27 protein-coding genes and 1 tRNA gene are annotated in these 22,859 nt (G+C 66.2%); 17 read left to right on the top strand and 11 right to left on the bottom strand.

What is annotated here, in order from left to right:
• Window positions 1-18 precede the first annotated feature (18 nt).
• Together J2X67_RS05715 and J2X67_RS05710 are read right to left on the bottom strand one after the other, a co-directional pair.
• On the bottom strand, window positions 19-1,299 hold the full coding sequence (locus tag J2X67_RS05715) for a hypothetical protein (protein WP_309951296.1): 1,281 nt from the start codon (window positions 1,297-1,299) through the stop codon (window positions 19-21).
• Complete coding sequence (locus J2X67_RS05710) at window positions 1,296-1,961, bottom strand: sigma-70 family RNA polymerase sigma factor (protein WP_309951294.1); 666 nt, start codon at window positions 1,959-1,961, stop codon at window positions 1,296-1,298. The genes J2X67_RS05715 and J2X67_RS05710 overlap by 4 nt, the downstream gene beginning before the upstream one ends.
• A gap of 148 nt (window positions 1,962-2,109) precedes the next feature.
• Between J2X67_RS05710 and J2X67_RS05705 the strand changes: the two genes are divergently transcribed.
• Window positions 2,110-2,186: transfer RNA gene (locus tag J2X67_RS05705), tRNA-Met, on the top strand.
• Window positions 2,187-2,436: 250 nt separating this feature from the next.
• Here the strand turns inward: J2X67_RS05705 and alkB are convergent.
• The gene (alkB, locus tag J2X67_RS05700; RefSeq protein ID WP_309951292.1) at window positions 2,437-3,087 is read right to left on the bottom strand and encodes a DNA oxidative demethylase AlkB; all 651 of its coding nucleotides are present in this window, start codon (window positions 3,085-3,087) and stop codon (window positions 2,437-2,439) included.
• Entirely contained in the window at window positions 3,084-4,535 is a 1,452-nt protein-coding gene (locus J2X67_RS05695; RefSeq protein ID WP_309951290.1) for a PLP-dependent aminotransferase family protein, read from the bottom strand. Before J2X67_RS05695 ends, alkB begins: the two co-directional genes overlap by 4 nt.
• Window positions 4,536-4,631: 96 nt before the next feature.
• Between J2X67_RS05695 and J2X67_RS05690 the strand changes: the two genes are divergently transcribed.
• The 4 genes from J2X67_RS05690 to J2X67_RS05675 all read left to right on the top strand — a co-directional run bounded on the left by J2X67_RS05690 (window position 4,632) and on the right by J2X67_RS05675 (window position 7,228).
• A complete protein-coding gene (locus J2X67_RS05690) occupies window positions 4,632-4,820 on the top strand; it encodes a DUF2970 domain-containing protein (protein ID WP_309951289.1) in 189 nt (62 codons plus the stop codon).
• Window positions 4,820-5,515, top strand: a complete 696-nt coding sequence (locus J2X67_RS05685) for a c-type cytochrome (RefSeq protein WP_409050465.1) — start codon at window positions 4,820-4,822, stop codon at window positions 5,513-5,515. The genes J2X67_RS05690 and J2X67_RS05685 overlap by 1 nt, the downstream gene beginning before the upstream one ends.
• Window positions 5,516-5,531: 16 nt before the next feature.
• Entirely contained in the window at window positions 5,532-6,812 is a 1,281-nt protein-coding gene (locus J2X67_RS05680) for a cytochrome c (protein ID WP_309951811.1), read from the top strand.
• 167 nt (window positions 6,813-6,979) lie between these two features.
• Window positions 6,980-7,228: a hypothetical protein gene (locus J2X67_RS05675; protein ID WP_309951287.1), complete on the top strand. Its 249-nt coding sequence runs from the start codon at window positions 6,980-6,982 to the stop codon at window positions 7,226-7,228.
• A 19-nt stretch (window positions 7,229-7,247) separates the two neighbouring features.
• Here J2X67_RS05675 and J2X67_RS05670 read toward each other — a convergent pair whose 3' ends face one another.
• The 3 genes from J2X67_RS05670 to ruvB all read right to left on the bottom strand — a co-directional run bounded on the left by J2X67_RS05670 (window position 7,248) and on the right by ruvB (window position 10,252).
• Complete coding sequence (locus J2X67_RS05670) at window positions 7,248-8,117, bottom strand: UDP-2,3-diacylglucosamine diphosphatase (RefSeq protein WP_309951286.1); 870 nt, start codon at window positions 8,115-8,117, stop codon at window positions 7,248-7,250.
• A 94-nt stretch (window positions 8,118-8,211) separates the two neighbouring features.
• Window positions 8,212-9,174, bottom strand: a complete 963-nt coding sequence (gene dmeF / locus J2X67_RS05665; RefSeq protein WP_309951285.1) for a CDF family Co(II)/Ni(II) efflux transporter DmeF — start codon at window positions 9,172-9,174, stop codon at window positions 8,212-8,214.
• Window positions 9,175-9,187: 13 nt separating this feature from the next.
• Window positions 9,188-10,252: a Holliday junction branch migration DNA helicase RuvB gene (ruvB, locus tag J2X67_RS05660; protein ID WP_126749416.1), complete on the bottom strand. Its 1,065-nt coding sequence runs from the start codon at window positions 10,250-10,252 to the stop codon at window positions 9,188-9,190.
• Window positions 10,253-10,432: 180 nt separating this feature from the next.
• Between ruvB and J2X67_RS05655 the strand changes: the two genes are divergently transcribed.
• From J2X67_RS05655 to J2X67_RS05625, 7 genes are read left to right on the top strand one after another with little or no spacing between them, the layout of a single operon-like run.
• Window positions 10,433-11,035: a CDP-alcohol phosphatidyltransferase family protein gene (locus tag J2X67_RS05655; RefSeq protein WP_309951284.1), complete on the top strand. Its 603-nt coding sequence runs from the start codon at window positions 10,433-10,435 to the stop codon at window positions 11,033-11,035.
• A gap of 40 nt (window positions 11,036-11,075) precedes the next feature.
• Window positions 11,076-12,851, top strand: a complete 1,776-nt coding sequence (locus tag J2X67_RS05650; protein ID WP_309951283.1) for a bifunctional alpha/beta hydrolase/class I SAM-dependent methyltransferase — start codon at window positions 11,076-11,078, stop codon at window positions 12,849-12,851.
• A 19-nt stretch (window positions 12,852-12,870) separates the two neighbouring features.
• Window positions 12,871-14,220, top strand: coding sequence for a phosphatase PAP2/dual specificity phosphatase family protein (locus tag J2X67_RS05645; RefSeq protein ID WP_309951282.1), 1,350 nt, complete (start codon window positions 12,871-12,873; stop codon window positions 14,218-14,220).
• Window positions 14,213-14,653 carry a hypothetical protein gene (locus tag J2X67_RS05640; protein ID WP_309951281.1) on the top strand — a complete coding sequence of 147 codons (441 nt, stop codon included), beginning with the start codon at window positions 14,213-14,215 and terminating at the stop codon, window positions 14,651-14,653. The genes J2X67_RS05645 and J2X67_RS05640 overlap by 8 nt, the downstream gene beginning before the upstream one ends.
• Window positions 14,650-15,387 (top strand): lysophospholipid acyltransferase family protein, encoded by a 738-nt coding sequence (locus tag J2X67_RS05635; RefSeq protein WP_309951279.1) that lies wholly within the window; start codon window positions 14,650-14,652, stop codon window positions 15,385-15,387. The genes J2X67_RS05640 and J2X67_RS05635 overlap by 4 nt, the downstream gene beginning before the upstream one ends.
• Window positions 15,384-16,337 carry a phosphatidate cytidylyltransferase gene (locus tag J2X67_RS05630; RefSeq protein ID WP_309951278.1) on the top strand — a complete coding sequence of 318 codons (954 nt, stop codon included), beginning with the start codon at window positions 15,384-15,386 and terminating at the stop codon, window positions 16,335-16,337. Before J2X67_RS05635 ends, J2X67_RS05630 begins: the two co-directional genes overlap by 4 nt.
• A gap of 32 nt (window positions 16,338-16,369) precedes the next feature.
• Window positions 16,370-16,954 (top strand): YdeI/OmpD-associated family protein, encoded by a 585-nt coding sequence (locus J2X67_RS05625; RefSeq protein ID WP_309951276.1) that lies wholly within the window; start codon window positions 16,370-16,372, stop codon window positions 16,952-16,954.
• 15 nt (window positions 16,955-16,969) lie between these two features.
• Here the strand turns inward: J2X67_RS05625 and J2X67_RS05620 are convergent, their stop codons facing one another.
• The gene (locus tag J2X67_RS05620) at window positions 16,970-17,590 is read right to left on the bottom strand and encodes a hypothetical protein (RefSeq protein WP_309951274.1); all 621 of its coding nucleotides are present in this window, start codon (window positions 17,588-17,590) and stop codon (window positions 16,970-16,972) included.
• 22 nt (window positions 17,591-17,612) lie between these two features.
• Window positions 17,613-18,185: a Holliday junction branch migration protein RuvA gene (gene ruvA, locus J2X67_RS05615; RefSeq protein WP_198786636.1), complete on the bottom strand. Its 573-nt coding sequence runs from the start codon at window positions 18,183-18,185 to the stop codon at window positions 17,613-17,615.
• Between the two features lie 20 nt (window positions 18,186-18,205).
• On the opposite strand from ruvA, the gene J2X67_RS05610 reads away from it, so the two are divergent.
• From J2X67_RS05610 to J2X67_RS05600, 3 genes are read left to right on the top strand one after another with little or no spacing between them, the layout of a single operon-like run.
• Window positions 18,206-19,162, top strand: a complete 957-nt coding sequence (locus tag J2X67_RS05610) for a PhoH family protein (protein WP_309951271.1) — start codon at window positions 18,206-18,208, stop codon at window positions 19,160-19,162.
• A gap of 1 nt (window position 19,163) precedes the next feature.
• Entirely contained in the window at window positions 19,164-19,625 is a 462-nt protein-coding gene (gene ybeY, locus J2X67_RS05605) for an rRNA maturation RNase YbeY (RefSeq protein ID WP_309951269.1), read from the top strand.
• A gap of 1 nt (window position 19,626) precedes the next feature.
• Complete coding sequence (locus tag J2X67_RS05600) at window positions 19,627-20,223, top strand: class I SAM-dependent methyltransferase (RefSeq protein ID WP_309951267.1); 597 nt, start codon at window positions 19,627-19,629, stop codon at window positions 20,221-20,223.
• Window positions 20,224-20,239: 16 nt separating this feature from the next.
• Here the strand turns inward: J2X67_RS05600 and dtd are convergent, their stop codons facing one another.
• Window positions 20,240-20,683, bottom strand: a complete 444-nt coding sequence (gene dtd / locus J2X67_RS05595; RefSeq protein ID WP_309951265.1) for a D-aminoacyl-tRNA deacylase — start codon at window positions 20,681-20,683, stop codon at window positions 20,240-20,242.
• Window positions 20,680-21,591, bottom strand: coding sequence for a cation diffusion facilitator family transporter (locus J2X67_RS05590; protein WP_309951263.1), 912 nt, complete (start codon window positions 21,589-21,591; stop codon window positions 20,680-20,682). The genes dtd and J2X67_RS05590 overlap by 4 nt, the downstream gene beginning before the upstream one ends.
• Before the next feature lie 272 nt (window positions 21,592-21,863).
• Between J2X67_RS05590 and J2X67_RS05585 the strand changes: the two genes are divergently transcribed.
• Together J2X67_RS05585 and J2X67_RS05580 are read left to right on the top strand one after the other, a co-directional pair.
• On the top strand, window positions 21,864-22,232 hold the full coding sequence (locus J2X67_RS05585; RefSeq protein WP_309951261.1) for a FecR domain-containing protein: 369 nt from the start codon (window positions 21,864-21,866) through the stop codon (window positions 22,230-22,232).
• A 2-nt stretch (window positions 22,233-22,234) separates the two neighbouring features.
• Complete coding sequence (locus J2X67_RS05580) at window positions 22,235-22,849, top strand: OmpA family protein (protein WP_309951259.1); 615 nt, start codon at window positions 22,235-22,237, stop codon at window positions 22,847-22,849.
• The last annotated feature ends 10 nt before the right edge of the window (window positions 22,850-22,859 follow it).

Here is a 22,859-nt window from a genome sequence, read left to right as displayed (position 1 = left end):
CGCTCTCGCTCGCGCCTGCTATTGCCGCGTGAGCAGCGCCCGCAGCGCAGCGAGCGCCGATGCCGGTGGCGTGCCCACCGAGGGACGCCCGCCCGACTGCGGCGTCCATCGCACCTGGTCACCCGCAATCTCGAGCACGGCCAGCAGCGCTGTGCCGCTGTAGAGCTCCAGGCGCGCTTCGACCGGGGCGGCCAAGTCGCTGCCGGTAAGCGTTGCCGAACGCGCCACCGTGTTCACCGACGCGGCCAGTCCTTCGACGTCCCCACGCGCATGGCGCACAGCTTGCCCGGCGCGCACGTAGTTGAGGGACGTCCAGTTGTCCAGCGCCGAAAACGGCAACGTACCGCCCTGCGGACTTGCGGCCCCGGCTTCAGTGGCTGCGTTCGGAGCAGGCACCGGGCGCAAAGCGCCGGAAGGGCCGGCATTGGCACTTCGCTGTGCGGACAACGCAGGCGGCGCACTCTCCGCCCGCTCGCGCTGCATCGGCGGCGGAGCTGCTGCGGCCACGGGCGCCGCCGTGCTTCGATCTTCGGTGCGTGGGAATGCCCTCGGCTCGGCTGCGGATTGCTCCGCAATCGCCGGTGCGGGCATTGCCTTCGCTGCCGCAGCGGCAGGGGCCGGCGGCGGGGGTGGCACGGCGGCAGGCTCCGGTGCCGGTGCCGGTGCCGGTGCCGGTGCGGGTGCCGGTGCCGGTGCCGGTGCCGGTGCCGGTGCGGCTGGCGACGCGGCGACTACGGGTGCCGACGGCGCCTTCGATGTCTTCCGTTCAACGTCCGGCGCGGTCGCGGCCTGCTTGCCGGAGGGTGCCGGCGCGGGCCGGCGCAAAGCATCGGCCCGGCTTCGGGCCAACTCCTCATTCGCCGTATCGCGCGCAGGTTCCGTTGCCTGCGGAACTGGCTGGACGGGTGCCGGTTCCTGCGGTGCGGGTGCGGCAGCACCGCCAACCTGCGCCTCGCCATCGAGCCGCGCATCGGGCACCGGTTCGCGGTACCAAAGCACGGTCACGAATGTGGCCACGAGCACGGTCGCAAAGGCCGCATTCCACGGCATGCGGGAAGGCGCTTCTCCTCCACCGAACAGGCGCTGCCACCACGGCGTGGCGCGCCTGTCTTCGGATGCCGGCGCCCCACTGGAAACGGGCGCCAGGTTGTGTGCCATCTTCCTGATCGCATCCCGGGTGCGTGCATCGGGCATGGCACCGCTGTCCGGCGCATGGTCCAAGGCGCGACGCAACACCGGGTCATGCAAAGCACCATCGTCGCTGCCGAGACCGCCGCCGTTTTTGCCGCCGGTGTTCATGCGCGCTGCTCCAGTACCGCCAGGTAGCGTTCCATGCAGCCACGCAGTTTTTGCAGCCCATAGCGAAGGCGGCTGCGCACGGTCTCGAATCCGATCTCCAGGCTGGCAGCGAGCGCCTCGACCGTCAGCCCATCTTCGTGGTGCAGCAGGAATGCGGCGCGCTGCTCGGGCGGCAGTTCGTCGAGGCAGGCCAGCAGCCTGCGCCCGGCGGCGCGCCAGAACGCGAGTTCCTCGGCTGAAGGATGCGCCGCCGCATCGGCTGCGCCGCGCAATCCCCGATCCAGTGTAGGCACGGCTTCGTCGCCGTCGTCCGGGTGGGAGTCGAGCGCCACTTCACGTCCGCTCACGCGCAGCCGGTCCATGGCCAAGTTGTGCGCAATGGTGAAGGCCCAGGTGCGCCACGCGGCGCCTTGCGGCGAAAAGCTCTCGCGCGCGGAAATGATGCGCACCCAGGTGTCCTGGAACACTTCGTCGGCCTGCGCAGCGAGCCGCGCGCCCAGCAGCCGCTTGACGAAGCGGAACAGCCCGCCTTCGTGCCGCGCATAGAGCACATCGAACGCGGCGCCGTCACCGCGCGCGTAGGCCAGCATCAACTGATCGTCGGGCATGGCGTCGCGCTCGGTGGCGGCTTTGGCGGAAGGGGCGCGGGGGAGCGCTGACATCGGAGGATTCTCACCCGGGCTTGTACGGGCGGCAGGCGGCTTCGGGGTTGGGCCTTGCAAAAAAGACACCTCTTGGGCGCGCCGGGCCTTGATTGAAGCCCCGCAGCCTGCGCTATAATCTTGGGCTCGGCACAAAACTGCGCCGAACGGCTCTTTAGCTCAGTCGGTTAGAGCGATGGAATCATAATCCACAGGTCCGCGGTTCGAATCCGTGAAGAGCCACCAACATCATTAAAAGCCTTGCAAGTCAACGACTTGCAAGGCTTTTTTGTTTTCCGCGCCCTCGCGGATAGCGCTCTTTTCGGCCCTGTTTTTTCCACCGCCGGGCCCGGTGCCCGTTCAGCGGGCAATGTGGTGCAAACCCGCGCCAATGCTTGCTCCGGCGGCCCGGGTCCTCAGACAACCCACAGAGTTGTGCACAGAAAAGCGGGACAAGTCATCCGTTTGACTTGGTCGGAATGTAGTGCCGCCCGGCTCAGCCAGCCTTCCGAAAAGTGAGGTTGATGCGGCGGCTGCCCAGCAGCGCGTGCGGCCTGTCTGCGAGCGGCAACACGCCGTGATAGCGCAGCCTGTCCGGCCCGCCCCACACAACGACGTCGCCATGCTCGAGCGGAATGCGAACGGCCTTGTCGCCGCGCGCAAGCCCGCCAAAAAGAAATGTGGCCGGCATGCCGAGCGAAACCGAGACGATGGGCGCGCCGTAGTCGCGCTCATCCTTGTCCTGGTGCAGCGACAGCCGGGTGCCGGGCTCGTAGCGGTTGACCAGGCAAGCGTCCGGCGCAAAGCCTTGGTACCCCGCTTCAGCCGCGGCCGCCTGCGCCAGGCGCTCGAACACCGCGGGCATGGGCGGCCATGGCCGGCCGGTTTCGGGATCGAGCTCGCCGTAGCGGTAGCCGCGCCGGTCCGATATCCAGCCGAGACGGCCGCAGTTGGTCATTGCCACCGACATGGTGAGGCCGCCCGGCGTCACCAGATGCCGGAAGGCGGCGCGCTGTTCGACCTCGTTCAATGCGGCCAGAAGTTCGTCCACGAAGGGCAGCGCGAAACCACGCAGCACCCATGCGCCCGGGCCGATGGCCTCGTTGCGGCGCGGCAGCTCTGCGTCGGAAAAAAGATCGAGCGTCACAAAGCGATTTTCTCGCCCCCGGGGCTACCGGCCGCTGCCTCGGCGACCAGATGCCCCAGTGTCTGCATCGCCTTTTCGGCTTGGCCGTCCCATGCATGCCCGTAGTTCAACCGAAGGCAATGGGAGAAGCCTCGAGTGGCCGAAAAGATCGGGCCCGGCGCAACGCTGATTCCGAGTTCCAGGGCCCGGCGGTGGATGTCGAGCGCATTCACGTGCACCGGCAACTCGACCCACATGAAGTACCCGCCAAGCGGCCGCGTGGCACGCGTACCCGCCGGAAAGTAATGGCCCACGGCTTGCGCAAAACTCGCCTGCTGCACGGCCAGGGTTTGGCGCAGCTTGCGCAGGTGCTTGTCCAGGCCGCCCTTCTCCAGGTAGCTTGCCAGCGCGAGTTGCGCGGGCACTGAAGTGCTGAGCGTGGTGGTCAGCTTCAGCCGCGCCACGGACCGCGCGAAGCGCCCTGCCGATGCCCATCCGATGCGATATCCCGGCGCCAGGCACTTCGAGAATGAAGAGCAATGCAGCACGAGGCCTTGAGTGTCGAAGGCCTTGGCCGGCGGCGGGCGGCGGTCGCCGAAATAAAGTTCGGCGTACACGTCGTCTTCGATCAGCGGCAGTGCATGCCGTGCCAGCAGTTCGACCAGCGCCTTCTTCTTCGCGTCGGGCATGAGGCTGCCGAGTGGGTTCTGAAAGGTGGTCATCAACCAGCAGGCCTTGGGCTGGTGCGCCGCGATTGCAAGCTCCAGCGCCTCGAGGTCGATGCCTTCGCCGGGATGCGTCGGCACCTCGATTGCGCGCAGGCCCATGCGCTCCAGCGCCTGCAGTGCCGCATAGAAGGTGGGCGATTCGACAATCACCGAATCGCCCGGCCGCGTGACCGCCGCAAGGCACAGATTGAGCGCCTCCAGCGCGCCGTTGGTCACAACGATCTCATCGGCCGGCACCTGCATGCCGTCGCCCAGGTAGCGCAGCGCGATCTGCCGGCGCAGCGCCGCGCTGCCAGGCGTGAGGTCGTCCACGGTGCTCCAGGGGTCGAGCGACTTGGCGCTCGCGGCCATGAACTGGCCGAGGCGCGCAAGCGGAAAAAGCAGCGGGCTCGGAAACGCCGAACCGAAGGGCACCACCTTGCGCGACATGCTGGCCTCGAGAATGTCGAATACGTGGCCGCTCACGTCGAGCGATGTGGGCCCTTCGGCGGGGCGCGAGGTGAGATTGGCCTCGGGCGGGGCGTCGCGCAGCCCGCCAGCGGTGACGTAGTAGCCCGAACGGTCGCGGGCGCGCACCAATCCGCGCGCCTCGAGCAGGTAGTACGCCTGGAACACGGTAGACGCGCTCACGCCCCGGCTCTCGCCCGTATGCCGCACCGAAGGCAGGCGGTCGCCGGTCTTCAGCGTGCCTTGGCGAATCGACGCCTCGATGTCGGCGGCAAGGGCTTCGTAGCGCTTCATCGCGGGGCTGCTTTCATGCCGGGACTTTATCTGCACTGGTGATTTGATCCGGATCTGCATCTGTTTTTTTTGACGCGGTTGGGGCACAGTCGGTGCATGGTCAATCTCATGCGCGCGGTACGCGCCGTTCTCTGGAGTTTCATCGGGCTGGGCGGCCGACGGGCAGATGCCGACCGGCGCACCGAGCAGGTCGGGTTGCTGCCGCTGATCGGCGTGGCGCTGGTCACGGTGCTGCTGCTCATTGCGGGGCTGCTGGCGCTTGCGCACCTTGCAGCCGGCACGTGATGAAGGCCGTCCGCCACCTCGCCGGGATCGCGCTCCTTCTATTGCTCGGAAGCCATGGAATCGCCATGGCTGCCAACGGCATCGAGCAGCGCGTGGCCGCCTGCATTGCCTGCCATGGGCGCGAGGGCGCCACCACCAACGCGGGCTACTTTCCGCGACTGTCAGGCAAGCCCGCGGGTTATCTGTTCAACCAGCTGCGGAGCTTTCGCGACGGCCGGCGCTTCAACGCCGACATGACCTACATGGTGCAGCACCTCTCCGATGCGTACCTGATGGAGATGGCCGAATACTTTGCCGGCCTGGACCTGCCCTACCCGCCCGTTTCGCCCGCGAGCGATGCAACGCCCGCGCAGCTGGCGCGCGGCCGCCAGCTTGCGCTCGAAGGCGATGCGGCGCGCCGCATTCCGGCCTGCGTGCAATGCCACGGGGCCGCGCTCACCGGCGTGCAGCCGGCCATTCCGGGGCTGCTTGGGTTGCCGCGCCTCTACGTGTCGTCGCAGCTCGGCGCCTGGCTGACCAACGAACGGCATGCGCTCGCACCCGACTGCATGGCCGAGATCGGCCGCCGCATGACCACCGCCGACATCAACGCCGTGGCAAGCTGGCTCGCAGTGCAACCCATGCCGGCCGATCCGAAGCCCGCTTCGTCCTTGCCTGCACCGCTGCCGATTGCGTGCGGCGGCATGCCGAAGTGAGGCGGCCATGAAGAAGATGAAATATCTCGGCTGGGGTCTGCTGCTTGTGGTGCTGCTGGTGGGCGGCGCGGCCGGCGGCATTGTGGCGCTGAACCTGCGCGGCGAAGACCCGCTGCCGGACCGGGCCGAAACCTTCAACGCCACGCCGCAGCAGGTCGAGCGCGGACGCTATCTTGCGCTGGCCGGCAACTGCGCCGGTTGCCACACCACGCGCGGCGGCCAGCCCTACGCGGGCGGCCTGCCGATCGAAACGCCTTTCGGCACGGTGTATTCGAGCAACCTGACACCGGACGAAAAATCCGGCATCGGAAGCTGGAGCAGCGCCCACTTCTGGCGCGCAATGCACAACGGCCGCAGCAAGGACGGCCGGCTTCTGTATCCCGCGTTTCCCTATCCAAACTTCACGCAGGTAACGCGAGAAGATTCGGACGCCATCTATGCCTACCTGCGCAGCGTGCCGCCCGCGCCGGCGCCGAACCTGGCGCACCGGCTTCGGTTTCCCTACGACACGCAGGCTGCGCTCGCGGTGTGGCGGGCTCTTTCATTCAAACCCGAGACCTTCGTCGCCAACACAGGCAAGCCGGCGGAATGGAACCGCGGCGCGTACCTGGTCGGCGGGCTGGGCCACTGCATCGCCTGCCACGGCAGCCGCGATTCGCTCGGCGCCACGCAGACCAAGCTCGGCCTTTCGGGCGGGCTGATCGCGGCGGAGAACTGGTATGCGCCGTCGCTTGCCGATCCGCACGAAGCGGGCCTGGCCGACTGGCCCACGACCGAGGTTGTCGCACTGCTCAAGAGCGGCATCGCACCGCGCGGCTCGGTCATGGGGCCGATGGCGGACGTGGTGTTTCGCAGCACGCAGTACCTGAGCGATGCCGATCTGGCCGCGATGGCGAGCTACCTGAAAGACTTGCCGGGGGTGCCGGCTGCATCTGCCGCACCGGCACAACCCGTCGCCGCCCTGCGCCGGGACGCCGGCACCATGGCGCGCGGCGCGAAGATCTACGACCAGCGCTGCGCCTATTGCCACGGCGACCAGGGCCAGGGAGCGCCGGGCGCATTTCCGCCGCTGGCGGGCAACCGCGCCGTGAACATGGCGCAGACGACCAATCTGATCCAGGTAATTGCACACGGCGGCTACCTGCCCGCCACCGAAGGCAATCCGCGGCCTTACGGCATGCCGCCGTTCGGGCACCTGCTCGATGCGGCCGACGTGTCGGCGGTGCTCACCTTTATCCGCGGGTCATGGGGCAACGACAGTCCGCCCGTGACACAGCTCGACACCATGCGGCGCTGAGCTGGCGCACCAAGCCCGCCGATCCCTTTGGGTCGGCCGCGGTTTTATGAGTCCTTTTGTTTTCATTCGGGATTGCCCGAGGCGATTTCTCGCGCGTTTACTGTTCCAATTCGTTACGGGAGTTGTTCTTAGGCGCCCAAGAACGCGCCGCTCGAAGGAGAGCAACCTTGAGCCTTGTCGCCACGAATTTCTCGCACGCCAGCGTCGAGCGGCTGTGCGACTACGAACTGCCAGACCCGGCGGCGCCTGCCGCGCCAATGGCCAACCCGCTTCCCGAACCCACGGGCGCAGAAAACCTTGCGCTCGCCTGGTGGCTTTGGGCCGATGAAGTGGGCAAGACCATGCTGCGGCATTACGACAGCTGGCGCGAGCAGCACCTCGGCCAGCCCTCCCATCGGCCACGAGCCGACCAGTAACCGCTGGGCCGTCCGTTGCTCAGGCCGCGACGGGCTCACGCTGTGCGCCGACCTTCGCGTTCACCGGCATGTGCCGGGCCCAGTCGATGATCTCCAGAGTGCCGTCTGCATGCTCGGCCAGCGCGGTGAGGCTTTCGACCCAGTCGCCGTCGTTGCAATAAAGAATGCCGTCGATGTCGCGCATCTCCGCATGGTGGATGTGGCCGCACACCACGCCCTGCACGCCGCGCTTGCGGGCTTCGCGCGCCACCGCGTTCTCGAAGTCGCCCACGTAGCTCACGGCACGCTTGACCTTGCCCTTGAGGTACTTGGAAAGCGACCAGTACGGCAGTCCCATGCGCGCGCGCAGCGAGTTGAGGTGCCGGTTGAGCTTGAGCGTGAACTCGTAGAGCGAATCGCCCACGTGCGCGAGCCACTTGGCGCACTGGATCACACCGTCGAACAGGTCGCCATGAATGATCCAGAGCTTGCGGCCGTCGGCCGTCTCATGAATCCATTCCTCTGCCACGTCGATGCCGCCGAAGTTGTGGTGCAAATACTTGCGTGCAAACTCGTCGTGGTTGCCCGGAATGAAAATCACGCGGGTGCCCTTGCGCGCCTTTCGCAGCAGCTTCTGGATCACGTCGTTGTGGGCCTGCGGCCAGTACCAGTGGCGCTTGAGCTGCCAGCCGTCGATGATGTCGCCGACCAGGAACAGGGTTTCGCACTCCGTGTGCTTCAGAAAGTCGAGCAGCGCGCGGGCCTGGCAGCCGGGCGTGCCGAGGTGCAAATCGGAGATCCAGAGGGTGCGATAGCGCAGCGGCGGGCGCGCAAGATCGTCGTCCTCCGGCTCGGGGGCCCGGGTCGCTGTGTCGCGCCATGCGCGGAGGAAAGCATCGTCGCGTTGCATGGACGGGTAGGCTCCCACCGCCGCATGACGGCGCGATGGCTTTCCCGTGACACTCCGGTGACGCGTGGCCCGCACGCCACGCGGTGCAGTCAGCTCAGGTTGCGCAGCGCTGGATTTCCACCGTCGAGTGGCGGATTTCCTCGTGCATCGAGAAGCAGGCGCGCACCTCGTCGGCCGAGAGCGTGGGGGAATGCGTCACCACGGTGAGCGCACAGGCATAGGCCTCCCGGCCCACGCGCCACACGTGCAGGTCGACCACGCGCGTTTCGGAATCGGCCAGCATGGTTTCCACGCCTTCGCGAATCTCGGCCGTGACGGGATGGTCCATCTCGCGGTCGAGCAACACGCGGCCGGTTTCCTTCAGCAGGCCCTTGGCCCACACGGACACCAGCACCGCACCCACGATGCCCATCGCCGGGTCGAGCCAGGCCCAGCCGAAGAACCAGCCGCCCAGGAGCGCCGCAATGGCGAGCACGGAGGTAGCGGCATCGGCCACCACGTGCAGGTAGGCCGAGCGAAGGTTCAGGTCGTGGCCATGCGCGTGGCCGTGATCGTGATGATGCGCATGACCATGGTCGTGCCCATGCCCATGCCCGTGGTGGTGAGCCGAGCCCAGCAGCCGCGCGCAGACCAGGTTGACCACCAGCCCCAGCACGGCCACCGCCACGGCTTCGCGGTAGTGAATGGCCGAAGGCGAGAGCAGCCGTTCGATGGAACCCACCACCATGAGCACCGCAACGCCAAGCAGCATCAACGCGCTCGCAAAGCCGCCCAGCACTTCGATCTTCCAGGTGCCAAAAGCAAAGCGCGGATCGTGCGCGTAGCGTCGCGCCGCCGCATAGGCAAAGGCGCTCAGGCCGATGGCCAACGCATGCGAGCTCATGTGCCAGCCATCGGCCAGCAGCGCCATGGAGTTGAACCACCACCCCGCGCCGATCTCGACGACCATTGCGGCAATGGTGATCCACATCACGAGGCGGGTGCTGCGCTCGGCCGACTCGTTGCCTGCGCCAAAGTGATGGTCGTGCTGCCAGGCACTCAGGTCATGGGTATGCATGAGTAGAAGAAGATCAGATTCCGAAAAGGTCTTGCCCGTCCGAGCGGCTCGAAGGCGGCGTTACGCCCAGGTGGCGGTAGGCCGCCAGCGTGGCGATGCGTCCGCGGGGGGTGCGCTGAAGGTAGCCCTGCTGAATGAGATACGGCTCGATCACATCCTCGATGGTGTCGCGCTCCTCGCCGATGCTGGCCGCCACGTTGTCCAGCCCCACAGGGCCACCATCGAAACGGTGGATAACAGCCTCGAGCAGCTTGCGGTCCATCAGGTCGAAGCCCTGCGGATCGACATCGAGCATGGCAAGCGCCTTGTGCGCAATGTCTTCGGTGATGCGGCCGTTGCCCTTTACCTCGGCATAGTCGCGCACACGCCGCAGCAAGCGGTTGGCAATGCGGGGCGTGCCGCGCGAGCGGCGCGCAATCTCGAAGCCGCCGGCTTCGTCTGTTTCGACCTTGAGCAGCCCGGCGCTGCGCCGCACGATGAGCGCCAGTTCTTCGGGCGTGTAGAACTCCAGCCGCGCAACGATGCCGAAGCGGTCGCGCAGCGGGTTGGTGAGCATGCCGGCCCGGGTGGTGGCCCCCACGAGCGTGAAGGGCTGCAGGTCGAGCTTGATGCTGCGCGCCGCGGGGCCTTCGCCGATCATGATGTCGATCTGGTAGTCCTCCAGCGCGGGGTAGAGGATTTCCTCGACTACCGGGCTCAGGCGGTGGATCTCGTCGATGAAGAGCACGTCGTTCGGCTCGAGGTTGGTCAACAGCGCGGCCAGGTCCTTGGGCTTTTCGAGCACGGGGCCGGAGGTCTGGCGCAGGTTCACGCCCAGTTCGGCCGCAATGATGTGCGACAGCGTGGTCTTGCCGAGGCCGGGCGGGCCGAACAGCAGCACGTGGTCGAGCGCTTCCTTGCGTTTGCGCGCCGCGCCAATGAAGATTTCGAGCTGCTCGCGCACCTTGGCCTGGCCGACGTATTCGTCGAGCAGCTTGGGCCGCAGCGCCCGCTCTATCGCCTCTTCCTGGGGCGAAGCCGGGGCGGCGGACACCACGCGGGGCGGTGCGGGGGCGAAATCGTCAGTCTGGATGGTCATGGAATGAGGGGCTTCGGCGGCAAGTTTAGTCCGAGCGCGCGCCGGGCCGCCCCCAAGCAAGCGAGTGGCCCCCTTGGGGGGCAGCGAGGACATGAAGTGCCGAGCGTGGGGGCCAATCCCCACACTGGCAGAATGCTTCGGCCGTCTCAGGCCACATAACAAACGAGGGGAAGCCAGCACGTGTCCATCTACGAACTGAAGCCGCGGTTCCAGGCGCTGTTGCGGCCGCTGGTGGCACGCCTGCACGCCATGGGCGTTACCGCCAACCAGGTCACGCTGGCCGCATGCGCGGTTTCGGTTGCCATCGGGCTCTGGCTTTTCTTTGCTGCGCCGTCGCCTGCGGCCTTTGCGCTCATTCCGGCCTGGATGTTCGTGCGCATGGCTTTCAACGCCATCGACGGCATGCTGGCGCGCGAGCACGGGCAGCAGAGCAAGCTCGGCGCTTTTCTCAACGAACTGACCGACGTAGTCTCCGACGCCGCGCTGTACCTGCCCTTTGCGCTGGTTCAGCCGTTCAGCCCGTTCTGGGTCGGCACCGTGATCATGCTTGCGGGCCTGAGCGAATTTGCCGGCGCGCTGGGGCCCACGGTGGGCGCCTCGCGCCGCTACGACGGGCCGCTCGGCAAGAGCGACCGCGCCTTCGTATTCGGCGCACTCGGCCTTTATGTGGTGCTGGGCTGGCCGCTGCCGGGCTCGGCGGCCTGGCTGATGCCGCTTCTCGCCGCACTTGTCGCCTGGACGGTGGCCAACCGCGTGCGGCGTGCGCTGGCCGAAGCCGCATGAACCCCTGCACAACAAACAAAAGAACAGCGATCTGGATTCAATGACCGACATCGATACCAACACCCACCAACGCACGGCGCAAGAGCGCCAGTTCCGCACGCACGACGGCGAATCGCTCTTCTACCGGCACTGGCCGGCCACGGGCGCAGCGCGCCGCGGCGCGATCGTGCTGTTTCATCGCGGGCACGAGCACGGCGCGCGCATGTCGCACCTGGTCGACGAGCTCAACCTGCCCGACATCGACTTTTTTGCCTGGGACGCGCGCGGCCACGGCCGCTCGCCGGGCCAGCGCGGCTACAGCCCGAGCTTTGCCACGTCTGTGCGGGACGTGCAGACCTTCGTGCAGCACATCGGCAGCGCGCATGGCGTGGCCGAGCAGGACATCCACGTGATTGCGCAGAGCGTGGGCGCCGTGCTGGTTTCTACCTGGGCGCACGACTACGCGCCCAAGGTGCGCGGGCTCACGCTGGCCTCGCCGGCTTTCAAGGTCAAGCTCTATGTGCCTTTTGCGCGCGCGGGGCTGGGCCTCATGCACAAGCTGCGCGGCCTGTTCTTCGTCAACAGCTATGTGAAGGCGAAGTTCCTCACGCATGATCCGGCGCGCATTGCCAGCTACGAAAGCGATCCGCTGATCTCGCGGCCCATTGCGGTGAACATCCTGCTGGGCCTGTACGAAGCGGCCGACCGCGTGGTGGCCGACGCCAACGCCATCACGCAGCCGGTGCAGTTGCTGATATCCGGGGCTGACTGGGTGGTGCACCACAAGCCGCAGCACCAGTTCTTCGAGCGGCTGGGCAGCGCCATCAAGACCAAGATGGAACTGCCGGGCTTCTTTCACGACACGCTGGGCGAGAAAGACCGCGCACCGGCGGTGCAGGCCATCCGCGAGTTCGTCCTGCAGCTGTTCGACCAGCCACCCGCACCGGTCGACCTGCGCGCCGCGCACCTGAGCGGCAACACCGCCGACGAGTCGCGCGCCTTGGCCGAACCGCTGCCATCGCTTTCTCCGCGCGGCGCCTACTGGGGGCTCACGCGGGCCGGGCTGCGCTTTGGTGGCACGCTTGCTCGCGGCGTGAAGCTGGGCCACGACACCGGCTTCGATTCGGGCAGCACGCTCGACTACGTCTACCGCAACGAGCCCCAGGGCAACGGGCCGCTCGGCCGCTCGATCGACAAGACCTACCTCAACTCGATTGGCTGGCGCGGTATTCGGCAGCGCAAGGTCCATGTCGAGGAGTTGATTCGCATCGCGATGGAGCGCCTGGCCGAAATGCATCGCGAGGTGCGCGTGATGGACATTGCAGCGGGCCATGGCCGCTATGTGCTCGACGCGGTGGCTGCAAGCCCGGTCAAGGCCAGCTCGATCCTGCTGCGCGACTACAGCGACATCAACGTGCGCGACGGCCGCGCGCTCATCGCCGAAAAAGGCCTCGAAGACGTCGCGCAGTTCGTTCAGGCCGACGCCTTCGATCGCATCAGCCTGGCCACGGTAACGCCACGCCCCACCCTTGCCGTGGTGTCGGGCCTGTACGAACTGTTTCCCGACAACGAGATGGTGCGGCGCTCTCTCGCGGGCGTGGGCGATGCGGTGGAAGACCGCGGCTACCTTGTCTACACCGGACAGCCCTGGCATCCGCAGCTCGAGATGATTGCGCGCGCGCTCACCAGCCACCGCCAGGGCGAGGCCTGGGTAATGCGCCGCCGCACGCAGGCCGAGATGGACCAGCTGGTCGAAGAAGCGGGCTTTCGCAAGATCGACCAGCGCGTCGACGAGTGGGGCATCTTCACCGTCTCGCTCGCTGTGAGGGTGGCATGAACTTGGAACGTTGCGCGAAATGAAGCACTGGCTGGCGCAACGCCCGTGGAAGCGGGCCGCGGCATGGCTGGTGTTCCTGGGGCCGCTGTTCTACACAACCTACGGCCTCGCCAACTGGTGGGCCACCACGCGCGCGCAAGTGCCTTCCATGGCCTTCGAATGGGAGCGGCAGGTGCCGTTCTGGGCGTGGACGATCTTTCCGTACTGGACGATCAACGTCTTCTACGCGCTCTCGCTTTTTCTCGCGCGCAGCAAGCACACGCTCGACCGGCATGCGCTGCGGCTGGTGAGCGCCACGCTCATCGCCTGCACCTGCTTCGTCGTCTGGCCGCTGCATTTCAGCTTTGGGCAACCGGAGGTACAGGGCGCCCCGGCGTTCCTGTTCAATGCGCTGCGCGGCTTCGACCAGCCCTACAACCAGGCGCCATCGCTGCACATTGCACTGGCAGTGATCCTTTGGGACTGGTACCGGCAGTTCCTGCGCGCAGCGTGGACAAGGTGGGTGCTGCATGTGTGGGCATTCGCCATCTGCGCATCGGTGCTCACCACTTGGCAGCACCATTTCATCGACATTCCCACGGGCGCACTGCTGGGCCTTTTCTGCGTATGGCTGTGGCCGCTGGAGCGCACGGTGTCGATGCCGCGCGCCTGGCAATGCACGCGCGATGCGCAGCGCCGCAAGCTGGCGGGCTTCTATGCCGCCGGGGCGGCGCTGTTTCTTGCGGCCGGCTTGTATGGCGGCGGGGTATTGCTGTGGCTCGGTTGGCCCGCGGTTTCGCTGGCCCTGGTGGCGCTCAACTACATCGGCTTTGGGGCGCGCGGCTTCCAGATGAACGGTCACGGGCGCATTGGCTGGGCCGCACGCTGGCTGTTTGCGCCCTATCGCCTGGGCGCCGCCGTCAATGCGTGGCTCTGGACGCGCAAGCTGCCGGCGTCGGTCGAAGTAGTGCCGGGATTGCGCCTCGGACGCCTGCCGACGAAGGCCGAATGGATGGCTGCCGGGCAGCCCCGGCTGGTGAGCCTGTGTGCCGAGCTGCAGACGCCGGCCGGCGTTCCGCATGCGCGCTGCGTGCCGATACTCGACCTGACCGTGCCACCGACCGTGCGGCTGCAGCGCGCCGCTGCGGTCATCGAAGGCCAGCGCCTCGATGCCGAAGGCGCGGCAGTGTGGGTCTGCTGTGCGCTGGGCTTCTCGCGCAGTGCCGCGGCGACCATTGCATGGCTGGGTCGCTACGGCGCATCGGGCGGGCTGGTGCAGGCGGAAGACGCGGTGCGCGTGGCGCGCCCGCAAATCGTTCTTCGCCCCGCGTGGAGAGTCTCGCTCGAGCCGCTGGGCCGCACGGTTCCTGGAGCGCCGCCTCATGACTGAAAACGATCGCACCACCTGCGCAGCCCTAGCCGGGTTGCTGCGCTCGGCAGCGGTGCTGGCGGTGTGGGGCTTTGCACTCATGTGCATTGCGGCGCTGGTGCTCGCCCTCACCGTGCGCTCACTCTCGACCACGGCGGCCATGGGCTTTGGAGCGGTGGTGGTGCTTGGCGGGCTCGAACGCTATTTCGCGTTCAGGCTGCGGTTGGACCAGGCGCTGTTCGCCGGCTTGGCGCGCGGCACCATCGCGTCGCTCGATGCGCTCGACACCGCACTCGACAGGCTCGGCCTGCGCAACGCGCAAACGGCTCAGGCGCTGCGGCCGCTCGATGACCGCGTGCAAGGCACGCGGCAGCTCATGCAGCGCCACGCCATCGTGGTCGCTTGCCAGAGCGCGATGTTTCTCCTTGCCTTGATGACCCAGGACCTGTCGTGACCGAAAAAGACAACAACACCGACAACAACAAAGAAAAAGACTCCCGCCCCGAGAGCACGCTATTTCGGCGTGCACTCGCCGTCGTTGCGGGCAAGCTGATCATCGGCGCAGCCGGCCTCTTGACGGGCGTGCGCGCCATCTGGAGCGGCACCACGCCCAAGGCCGAGCAGACGCTGTACTTCGCCAACCACACCAGCCACGGCGACTTCGTGCTGCTGTGGGCCACGCTGCCGCCCGATCTTCGCGCATTGACGCGGCCCGTGGCGGGGCAGGACTACTGGATGGCGTCCAAGGTGCGCCAGTTCATCGGCGCCGATGTGTTCAACGCCTTGATGATCCGCCGCGATGGCTCAGGCCAGGGCGGCAACCCTGTAGACCAGATGAAAGAAGCGCTGGAGGGTGGTGACTCGCTCATCATGTTTCCGGAGGGCACGCGCAACACCGGCGACGAGATCCTGCTGCCGCTCAAGAGCGGGCTCTATCACCTGGCACGCGCCTGCCCCGAAGTGCGGCTGGTACCGGTGTGGATCGAAAACCTGAAACGCGTGTTGCCCAAGGGCACGCTGGTGCCGATTCCACTGGCCTGCACGGTTCGCTTCGGCGCGCCGATCCGCCTGGCCGACGGCGAAGACAAAACGGGCTTCCTGACCCGCGCGCGCGCTGCAATGCTCGACCTGCGCCCCGAATACGACCGCGTGCCAGAACAAGAAAAAGCAGCTGCCACGACGCCATGAACATCTCGCCATCTACCCAGACCACGCTGCAACTCTTCGGAGGTGTGGCCGGCGTGCTGATACTTGCCTCCGCCATTGGCACCACGCTCAAGTGGCGCGTGGCGCAGGGCCAGCCCAACTCCGTCATCGACAACCTCAACGCCCGCGTGAATGCGTGGTGGGTGATGGTGGCGGTGATCGGCCTTGCCTTTGCATTTGGCAAGGGCGGCGTGATCGTGCTGTTCTACCTGATCTCCTTCTATGCGCTGCGCGAGTTCATCAGCCTCGCCTACACGCGGCGCGGCGACCACCATGCAATTGCGGCGGCGTTCTATATCGGGCTGCCGGTGCAGTACTTTCTGGTGTGGATCGAGTGGTACGGGCTCTATTCGATATTCATTCCGGTCTACGCCTTTCTTGTACTGCCCATTCTTGCGGCGGTGGGCGGCGACACCCAGCGCTTTCTGGAGCGAACCTCCAAGATCCAGTGGGGACTGATGATCTGCGTGTTCTGCATCAGCCACGTGCCGGCGCTGCTCACGCTGCAGATTCCCGGCTTCGAAGGCCGCAACCTCCTGTTGATTGCTTTCCTGGTGATCGTGGTGCAGGGCAGCGACGTGCTGCAGTACGTCTGGGGCAAGCTCTTCGGCAAGCGCAAGGTGGCGCCCGAACTCTCTCCGTCCAAAACCTGGGAAGGCCTGGTCGGTGGCGTCGCCAGCGCTACCGCTCTCGGCGCGGCGCTCTATTGGGCGACGCCGTTCAACCCGTGGCAGGCCGCGCTGATGGCGCTCACCATCTGCCTCATGGGCTTCTTCGGCGGGCTCGTGATGTCGGCAATCAAGCGCGACCGCGGCGTGAAAGACTGGGGCTCGATGATCGAAGGCCACGGTGGCATGCTCGACCGGCTCGACTCGGTGATCTTTGCGGCGCCAATCTACTTTCACGCATTGCGCTACTGGTGGGTGCCGTGACTACGGCACGCGCGAGCGCAACAAAAACGGCAATGGCCGAGCGTGTTCCGCATGACACGCCTGTCGAATGCACCACCGCCGCGTCATGGGAGCGGTGGCTCAAGCGCCACCATGCCGCCGCCTCCGGCGTGTGGCTGCGAATGGCCAGAAAGGGCAGCGGCATTGCATCGGTCACCCACGCCGAGGCACTCGAAGTTGCGCTGTGCTATGGCTGGATCGATGGGCAGCGCAAGGCGGAAGACGACACGCACTTTCTGCAGCGCTTCACCCCGCGCACACCGCGCAGCACCTGGTCGAAAATCAACCGCGACAAGGCACTGAAGCTGATCGAGGAGGGCCGCATGCAGCCTGCCGGCCTGGCGGAGGTCGATCGCGCCCGAGCCGACGGCCGCTGGGATGCAGCCTACGACGCCCAGAGCGTCGCCACCGTGCCACCCGATCTGCAGGCCGCGTTCGACGCGAACCCCAAGGCCGCGGCCTTCTTTGCCAAGCTCGATTCGCGCAACCGCTATTCGGTGCTGTTCCGCACGCAGGGGGCGAAGAAGCCCGAAACCCGGGCGCGGCGTATTGCGCAGTTCGTCGAAATGCTGGCCAAGGGCGAGAAGATCTATCCCTGAGTGCCGCCGCGGGCGCTATGTTTCCGCACGCTGGAGCGTGTGCTCGCCGGGCTTGTAAGGCCCCAACGCCACGCCGGTGTCCCACAGCTTCAGCGCGCCCGGCAACACGACGCGACTGCCCGCTTTCGCGACACCGCGTTTTCGGATTTCGCGATTCAGGCGCGAAGAGAACGAGGTGATCTTGCTGAAGGCCCAGGCATCGACATCACCCAGTTCGGGCACGGTACCCGACCAGGTCTGTGCACGCTTCAGGGTGTTGTGGTTGGTGTGTGAGTCCTCGAGCCGCGTGTCGCCTTCGGGCAGCGTGCCCAAATAAAGCTGCACCAGGCCCCATCCGTCCGCGTTGTAGCGAAAGGTGGCGCCGCCGCAAGCTGCCGGGTCCAGCTCCACGCGGCGGGGTTCGAAGGCGGGCCCCGCGCCGCGCACATACAGCTGCAGATGCACGGAGCGCCACTTGTTGCCATTGGCGTAGCTGCGCCCGAATTGCGCCAGCACCTCCGCCGCCGAGCGAAAGCACTTCAGCGGCTGCCCGAAGTCGGACGCAAGTTCATACACGTCGCAGCTCTCTTCCGCGAAGAGCCACGTGAGCAGGCCCTCGTGGTCTTCCTTCGTCGCGTAAAAATCGCAGTTGGGCATCGCCGGCTCCCGTGCCTGCTTCCTACTTGGCCAGCGCCTTCAGCGCGAGCTTGATGCCGTCGCTCACCGTTGCATCCTTGGGCAGTGCCTTGAGCGCCAGCGCGGCTTCCTTGTCGCTGTAGCCGAGCGCGATGAGCGCCTGCAGGATGTCGGCCTGCGCATCCGAGGCCGCATGCGCGGGCAGGCCGATGTCGGCGCCCAGTTTGCCCTTGAGCTCCAGCAGCAGGCGCTCGGCGGTTTTCTTGCCAATGCCCGGAATCTTTACCAGCCGGCCGAGTTCCTGCGTGGTGATGGCCTGCGACAGCTCGCCCACGCTCATGCCCGAAAGCAGGCCAAGCGCCGTGCGCGGCCCCACGCCGGTGATCTTGATGAGTTGCCGAAAAGCCGCACGCTCCTCGGCAGTGCCGAAACCGTAGAGAATCTGCGCGTCCTCGCGCACCACGAAGTGCGTGAGCAGCGAAACGCGCTCTCCGGTGCCGGGCAGGTTGTAGAACGTGCTCATCGGCACGTCGACCTCGTAACCGACGCCGTTGCAGTCCACCACCACCTGCGGTGGGTTGCGCTCGGCCAGGATGCCGGTGAGTTTGCCTATCATGGGTGCCCTTTTTCCTTGAAATGTCCGGCGTGATTCTGCGACACACCTTTGCTCCCCCCAACAACTCGCGGCTCGGCCACCTGTGCGGACCGCTGGACGCGCACCTGCGCCGCATCGAAGAGGCCTTGGGCGTGAAAATCGCGCACCGCCACGAGCAGTTCAAGGTCGACGGCCCCAAGGCTTCCGCGCAACGGGCAATGGACGTGCTGCAGGCACTGTACGAAATTGCCCAGCGCCCGATCGACCCGGCCGTGGTGCAGCTCACGCTCGCGGGTGACGGCTCCATGATCGACGGCGACGAGGATGCGGCCATGCTCGTCACGCGCCGCGCCGACCTGCGCGCACGCACGCCCACCCAGGCGCTGTATCTCGACAACATTGCCAAGCACGACATCACCTTCGGCATCGGCCCCGCCGGCACCGGCAAGACCTACCTGGCGGTGGCCTGCGCAGTCGATGCGCTGGAGCGCGCGGCTGTGCAGCGCATCGTGCTCACGCGCCCGGCCGTGGAAGCCGGGGAGCGGCTCGGCTTCTTGCCGGGCGATCTGACGCAGAAGGTCGATCCGTACCTGCGCCCGCTGTACGACGCGCTCTACGACCTGATGGGCTATGAAAAGGTACAAAAGGCTTTCGAACGCAATGCGCTCGAGATTGCGCCGCTGGCCTTCATGCGCGGACGCACGCTGAACAACGCCTTCGTCATCCTGGACGAGGCGCAGAACACCACGGTCGAGCAGATGAAGATGTTTCTCACACGCATCGGCTTCGGCGCCAAGGCGGTGGTAACGGGCGACGTGAGCCAGATCGACCTGCCCAAGCAGCAGCTGAGCGGGCTGATCGACGCCGAGCGGGTGCTGCGGCGTGTGAGCGGCATCGCAATCACGCACTTCACCAGTTCGGACGTGGTGCGGCACCCGCTGGTCGCCAAGATCGTCGATGCCTACGATGGCCAGCGCAAGCGCGCGGGGTCGCATTGACATGGCGTTGGCTCAGCTTTCGCTTTCGCTGCAGTTCGCACCGGGCTTCAAGGGTATCGAGCGGCACCGGGCCGCCTTGCCGCGGCACAGCGTGGCCCGCTGGATCCGCCATGCGCTGGACGTGGATGGCGAGATCACGGTGCGCATCGTCGACGCAGAGGAAGGCCAGCGCCTGAACCGCGAATTCCGCGGCAAGGACTACGCGACCAACGTGCTGACTTTCGACTATGCGCAAAGCCCGGTAGTCATGGCGGACCTTGTACTGTGCGCGCCGGTGGTCGCGAGCGAAGCCAAGGAAGAGCGCAAGACCCTGGCCGCGCACTACGCGCACCTGCTGGTTCATGGCACGCTGCATGCGCAGGGCTGGGACCACGAAACCAGCGAGGCGGATGCCGAGGAAATGGAAGCGCGAGAGATCGAAATCCTCGCGGGCCTGGGCATTCGCAATCCATACGGCCGCTAGCATGCCGGCACCCGGAGCGAGCACCGATCCGTGGCTGGACCGTTGGCTTGGCCTGATCGCCGAGCACGCAGGAACAGCCCCGGTGCTGGAGCTAGGCTGCGGCACCGGCCGCGACAGCGCAGTGTTGGTGAACGCGGGGCTGCGCGTGGTGGGCATTGAACTGTCGGCCGAGTCGGTGGCGGCAGCACGAACGCGCGTGCCGCATGGCGGGGAGTTTCACTGCCGCGATTTCCGCGAGCCCTTTCCAGTGGCCGACGGAAGCGGCGGCGTGGTTCTCGCGAGCCTTTCGCTGCACTACTTTGCCTGGGACGAAACGCTGGCTTTGGCGCGGCGGATTCATCGGGTGCTTCGCCCGGGCGGCGTGCTGCTGTGCCGGTTGAATTCGGTGAACGACTTTCATCACGGCGCCAATGGTCCGGCGCCCGAGGGCGAAGACTCCTTCTACATGGTGGACGGCATGCCCAAGCGCTTTTTCGACCGCGCCGCGGTGCAGCGGCTTTTTGCCGACGGCTGGCGCATGCTGCACCTGGAGGAACGCACGGTGCAGCGCTACGAGCAACCGAAGGTGCTCTGGGAAGCCGTGCTCGAACGCCTGTGAAGGTGAAGGCGGCGCGTTACGCCGCCATCTGCAACGGAATGGTGACTGGCCCATCATTGACCAGGTGCACCTGCATGTCGGCGCCGAATTCGCCCGTTGCAACCACAGGGTGCGCAGCGCGGGCCTGCATCACAAAATATTCGTAGAGCCGACGCCCCTCGTCAGGCGCCGCCGCCTGCGTGAAGCTGGGACGGTTGCCGCCACTCACGTCGGCCGCAAGCGTGAACTGGCTCACCACCAGCAGGCCGCCGCCGATGTCCTGCAGGCTGCGGTTCATCTTGCCCGCATCGTCTGAAAAGATGCGCAGCTTCAATATCTTCGCAAGCATGCGGTCGGCCAGCGCATCCACATCTTCGCGCTCTGCACAAAGCAGCACGAGCAAGCCCGCATCGATGGCGCCGACAGTGCGCCCGGCAATATCGACACGCGCGCTGGCCACACGTTGAATCACGGCTTTCATGCCTCTTCCTCCATTTGCGTAGCGCGTGCTTCCATGCCGAGCGGCAGCAGCTGGATGGTCACGCGCAGGCCGGGCACGGCATCCATCAGTGCCTGCTCGAGTTCATCGCGCATGGCGGCCGCGCGCTGCAGTGTCCACTCTCCTGGTACATGCATGTGCAGGTCGGCAAACCGGCGCTGGCCGGCGCGCCGCGTGACCATGTCGTCGAAGCGCAGCCGCCCGCCCTCGGGCCGGCGCGCGGCAAACTGGTCGAGTGTGGTGCGCAGCGTGGCAATGGTCTCCGGCTCCAAGGCTTCATCCATCAGCCCTTGCGAAGAGCGCCACACGAGCTTCACGCCTTCCCGCACGATATTGAGTGCCACGCCAATTGCCAGCAGCGGATCGAGCCAGAGCCATCCGCTGAAATGCACGGCCACGATTCCCACAAGCACCGCCGCCGATGTCCAGACGTCGGTCACCAGATGCCGCGCATCGGCCTCCAGGGCAATAGACCGGTGCGTACGCGCCGCACGAAAAAGCGCAAAGGCCAGAGCCGCATTGAAGCCCGAGCTGATTACCGAAAGCCCCAGCCCCCAGCCGAGCTGCTCGAGCGGTTGAGGCGCAAGCAGCCGTTGCACCGAAACCCACAGAATGGCGCCTGCGGCTGCGACGATGAGAATGCCTTCGAAGCCCGACGAAAAGTATTCGGCCTTGTGGTGGCCGTAGGGATGGTCCTCGTCGGCCGGCCGGGCCGCCACGGTCACCATCGCCAGCGCGAACATTGCGCTGGCAAGATTGACGAAGGACTCCATGGCATCTGAAATCAGCCCCATCGAGTTCGTGACATAGCCGGCCGCTCCCTTGAGCAGGATCGTGACGAGAGCAACGGCAACGGAAACGCGAAGCAGCGTCTTGGGCGTGAGAGTCATGCGCGGTGAGAAGCGACAGTCAATAAAAACGACGGAAATGCGGTAAAAGGCCGCATCCTTGTAGCCGAGTTATCAAGTGAGGGCTCCGCTTGTAACAGGTTCAATTTAATATTTGTGTCACCGCGAGACATTCGCAGAGAGTGATGATGAAAAAAATCCTGACCGCCTTGGGAGGCTTTGCCTTTTGGGGCGCAGTGGCGTTGGCCCACGCACAAGCAACTACTTCTACAGCGCCCGCAGTTGCACCGGTCGCAGAGCCGCAGGCGGGTTTCATGAAATCGGTGCGCGGCAGCGTGCAGCTGCTCAGTGCCGCAGGAGCGCCGCGTGACGCCAAGCCGGGCGATGCGCTCAGCGCGGTGGACCGCATCGTGACGGGCCCCGATTCTTCCGCCGCCGTGGTCTTGCGCGACGACACAACGCTCGTGGTCGGACCTTCGTCGCGGCTGGACCTGAAGGAATTTCACTTCAACGCCACTACGCATGAAGGCGGCGTGCTCGTATCGCTGTTGCGCGGCTCCATGCGCATGATCACCGGCCTTATCGGCAAGACCAATCCCGACGCGATTCGCGTGGAAACGCAAACGGCCACCATCGGAATCCGCGGAACAGACTTCATCGTGCAGACCGACGGCCAACCATGATCATGAAACTGCGCCCCCAGGCCTCTTCCATCGTCTTTGCCGCCCTGGTTACAACGCTGCTTGCCGCCTGCACCACCCCAGGCACCCGTGTGGTCTTGCTGCCCCAGGCGGATGGCAAGCCTTCAGCGGTAGTGGTTCGCGCCAAAGACGGTGAAGAAACGCTTTCCACACCCTATCAGCGTGCAACCGCGGCCGTAGGCGCGTCTGGCGCGCCGGTGGTCGACAAGGCGGAGCCCGCCAAGATCCAGGCCGAGAACAAGGTGCTGTTCGACATGCGCCCGCCCCCGCCGCAGCGCTACACCGTGTTTTTCGATGCTGGCGGCACCACGCTCACACCCGCGTCGCAGCAGGTCATGAACGAAGCGCTCATTGCGGCGCAAACCCGCAGCGGCAGCGACATCGTGGTGACCGGACACACCGACACCAAGGGCCCTCTCGAGCAGAACGACATGCTTTCGAAGCGCCGTGCTCAGGAAGTGGTGCAGCTCTTCGTGGACCGGCAATTTCCGGCAAAGCGCATCGAAGCCGTGGGCCGAGGCGAACGTGAACTCGCCGTATCCACGGCCGACGAAGTAGACGAACCGCGCAACCGGCGCGTCACCATCGAAGTCAGGTAAATGCGGTTGG

It is taken from the genome of Variovorax sp. 3319, from assembly GCF_031456585.1.
GTDB lineage: Bacteria > Pseudomonadota > Gammaproteobacteria > Burkholderiales > Burkholderiaceae_C > Variovorax > Variovorax paradoxus_P.
This window is presented reverse-complemented; position numbering and strand designations above follow the sequence as displayed.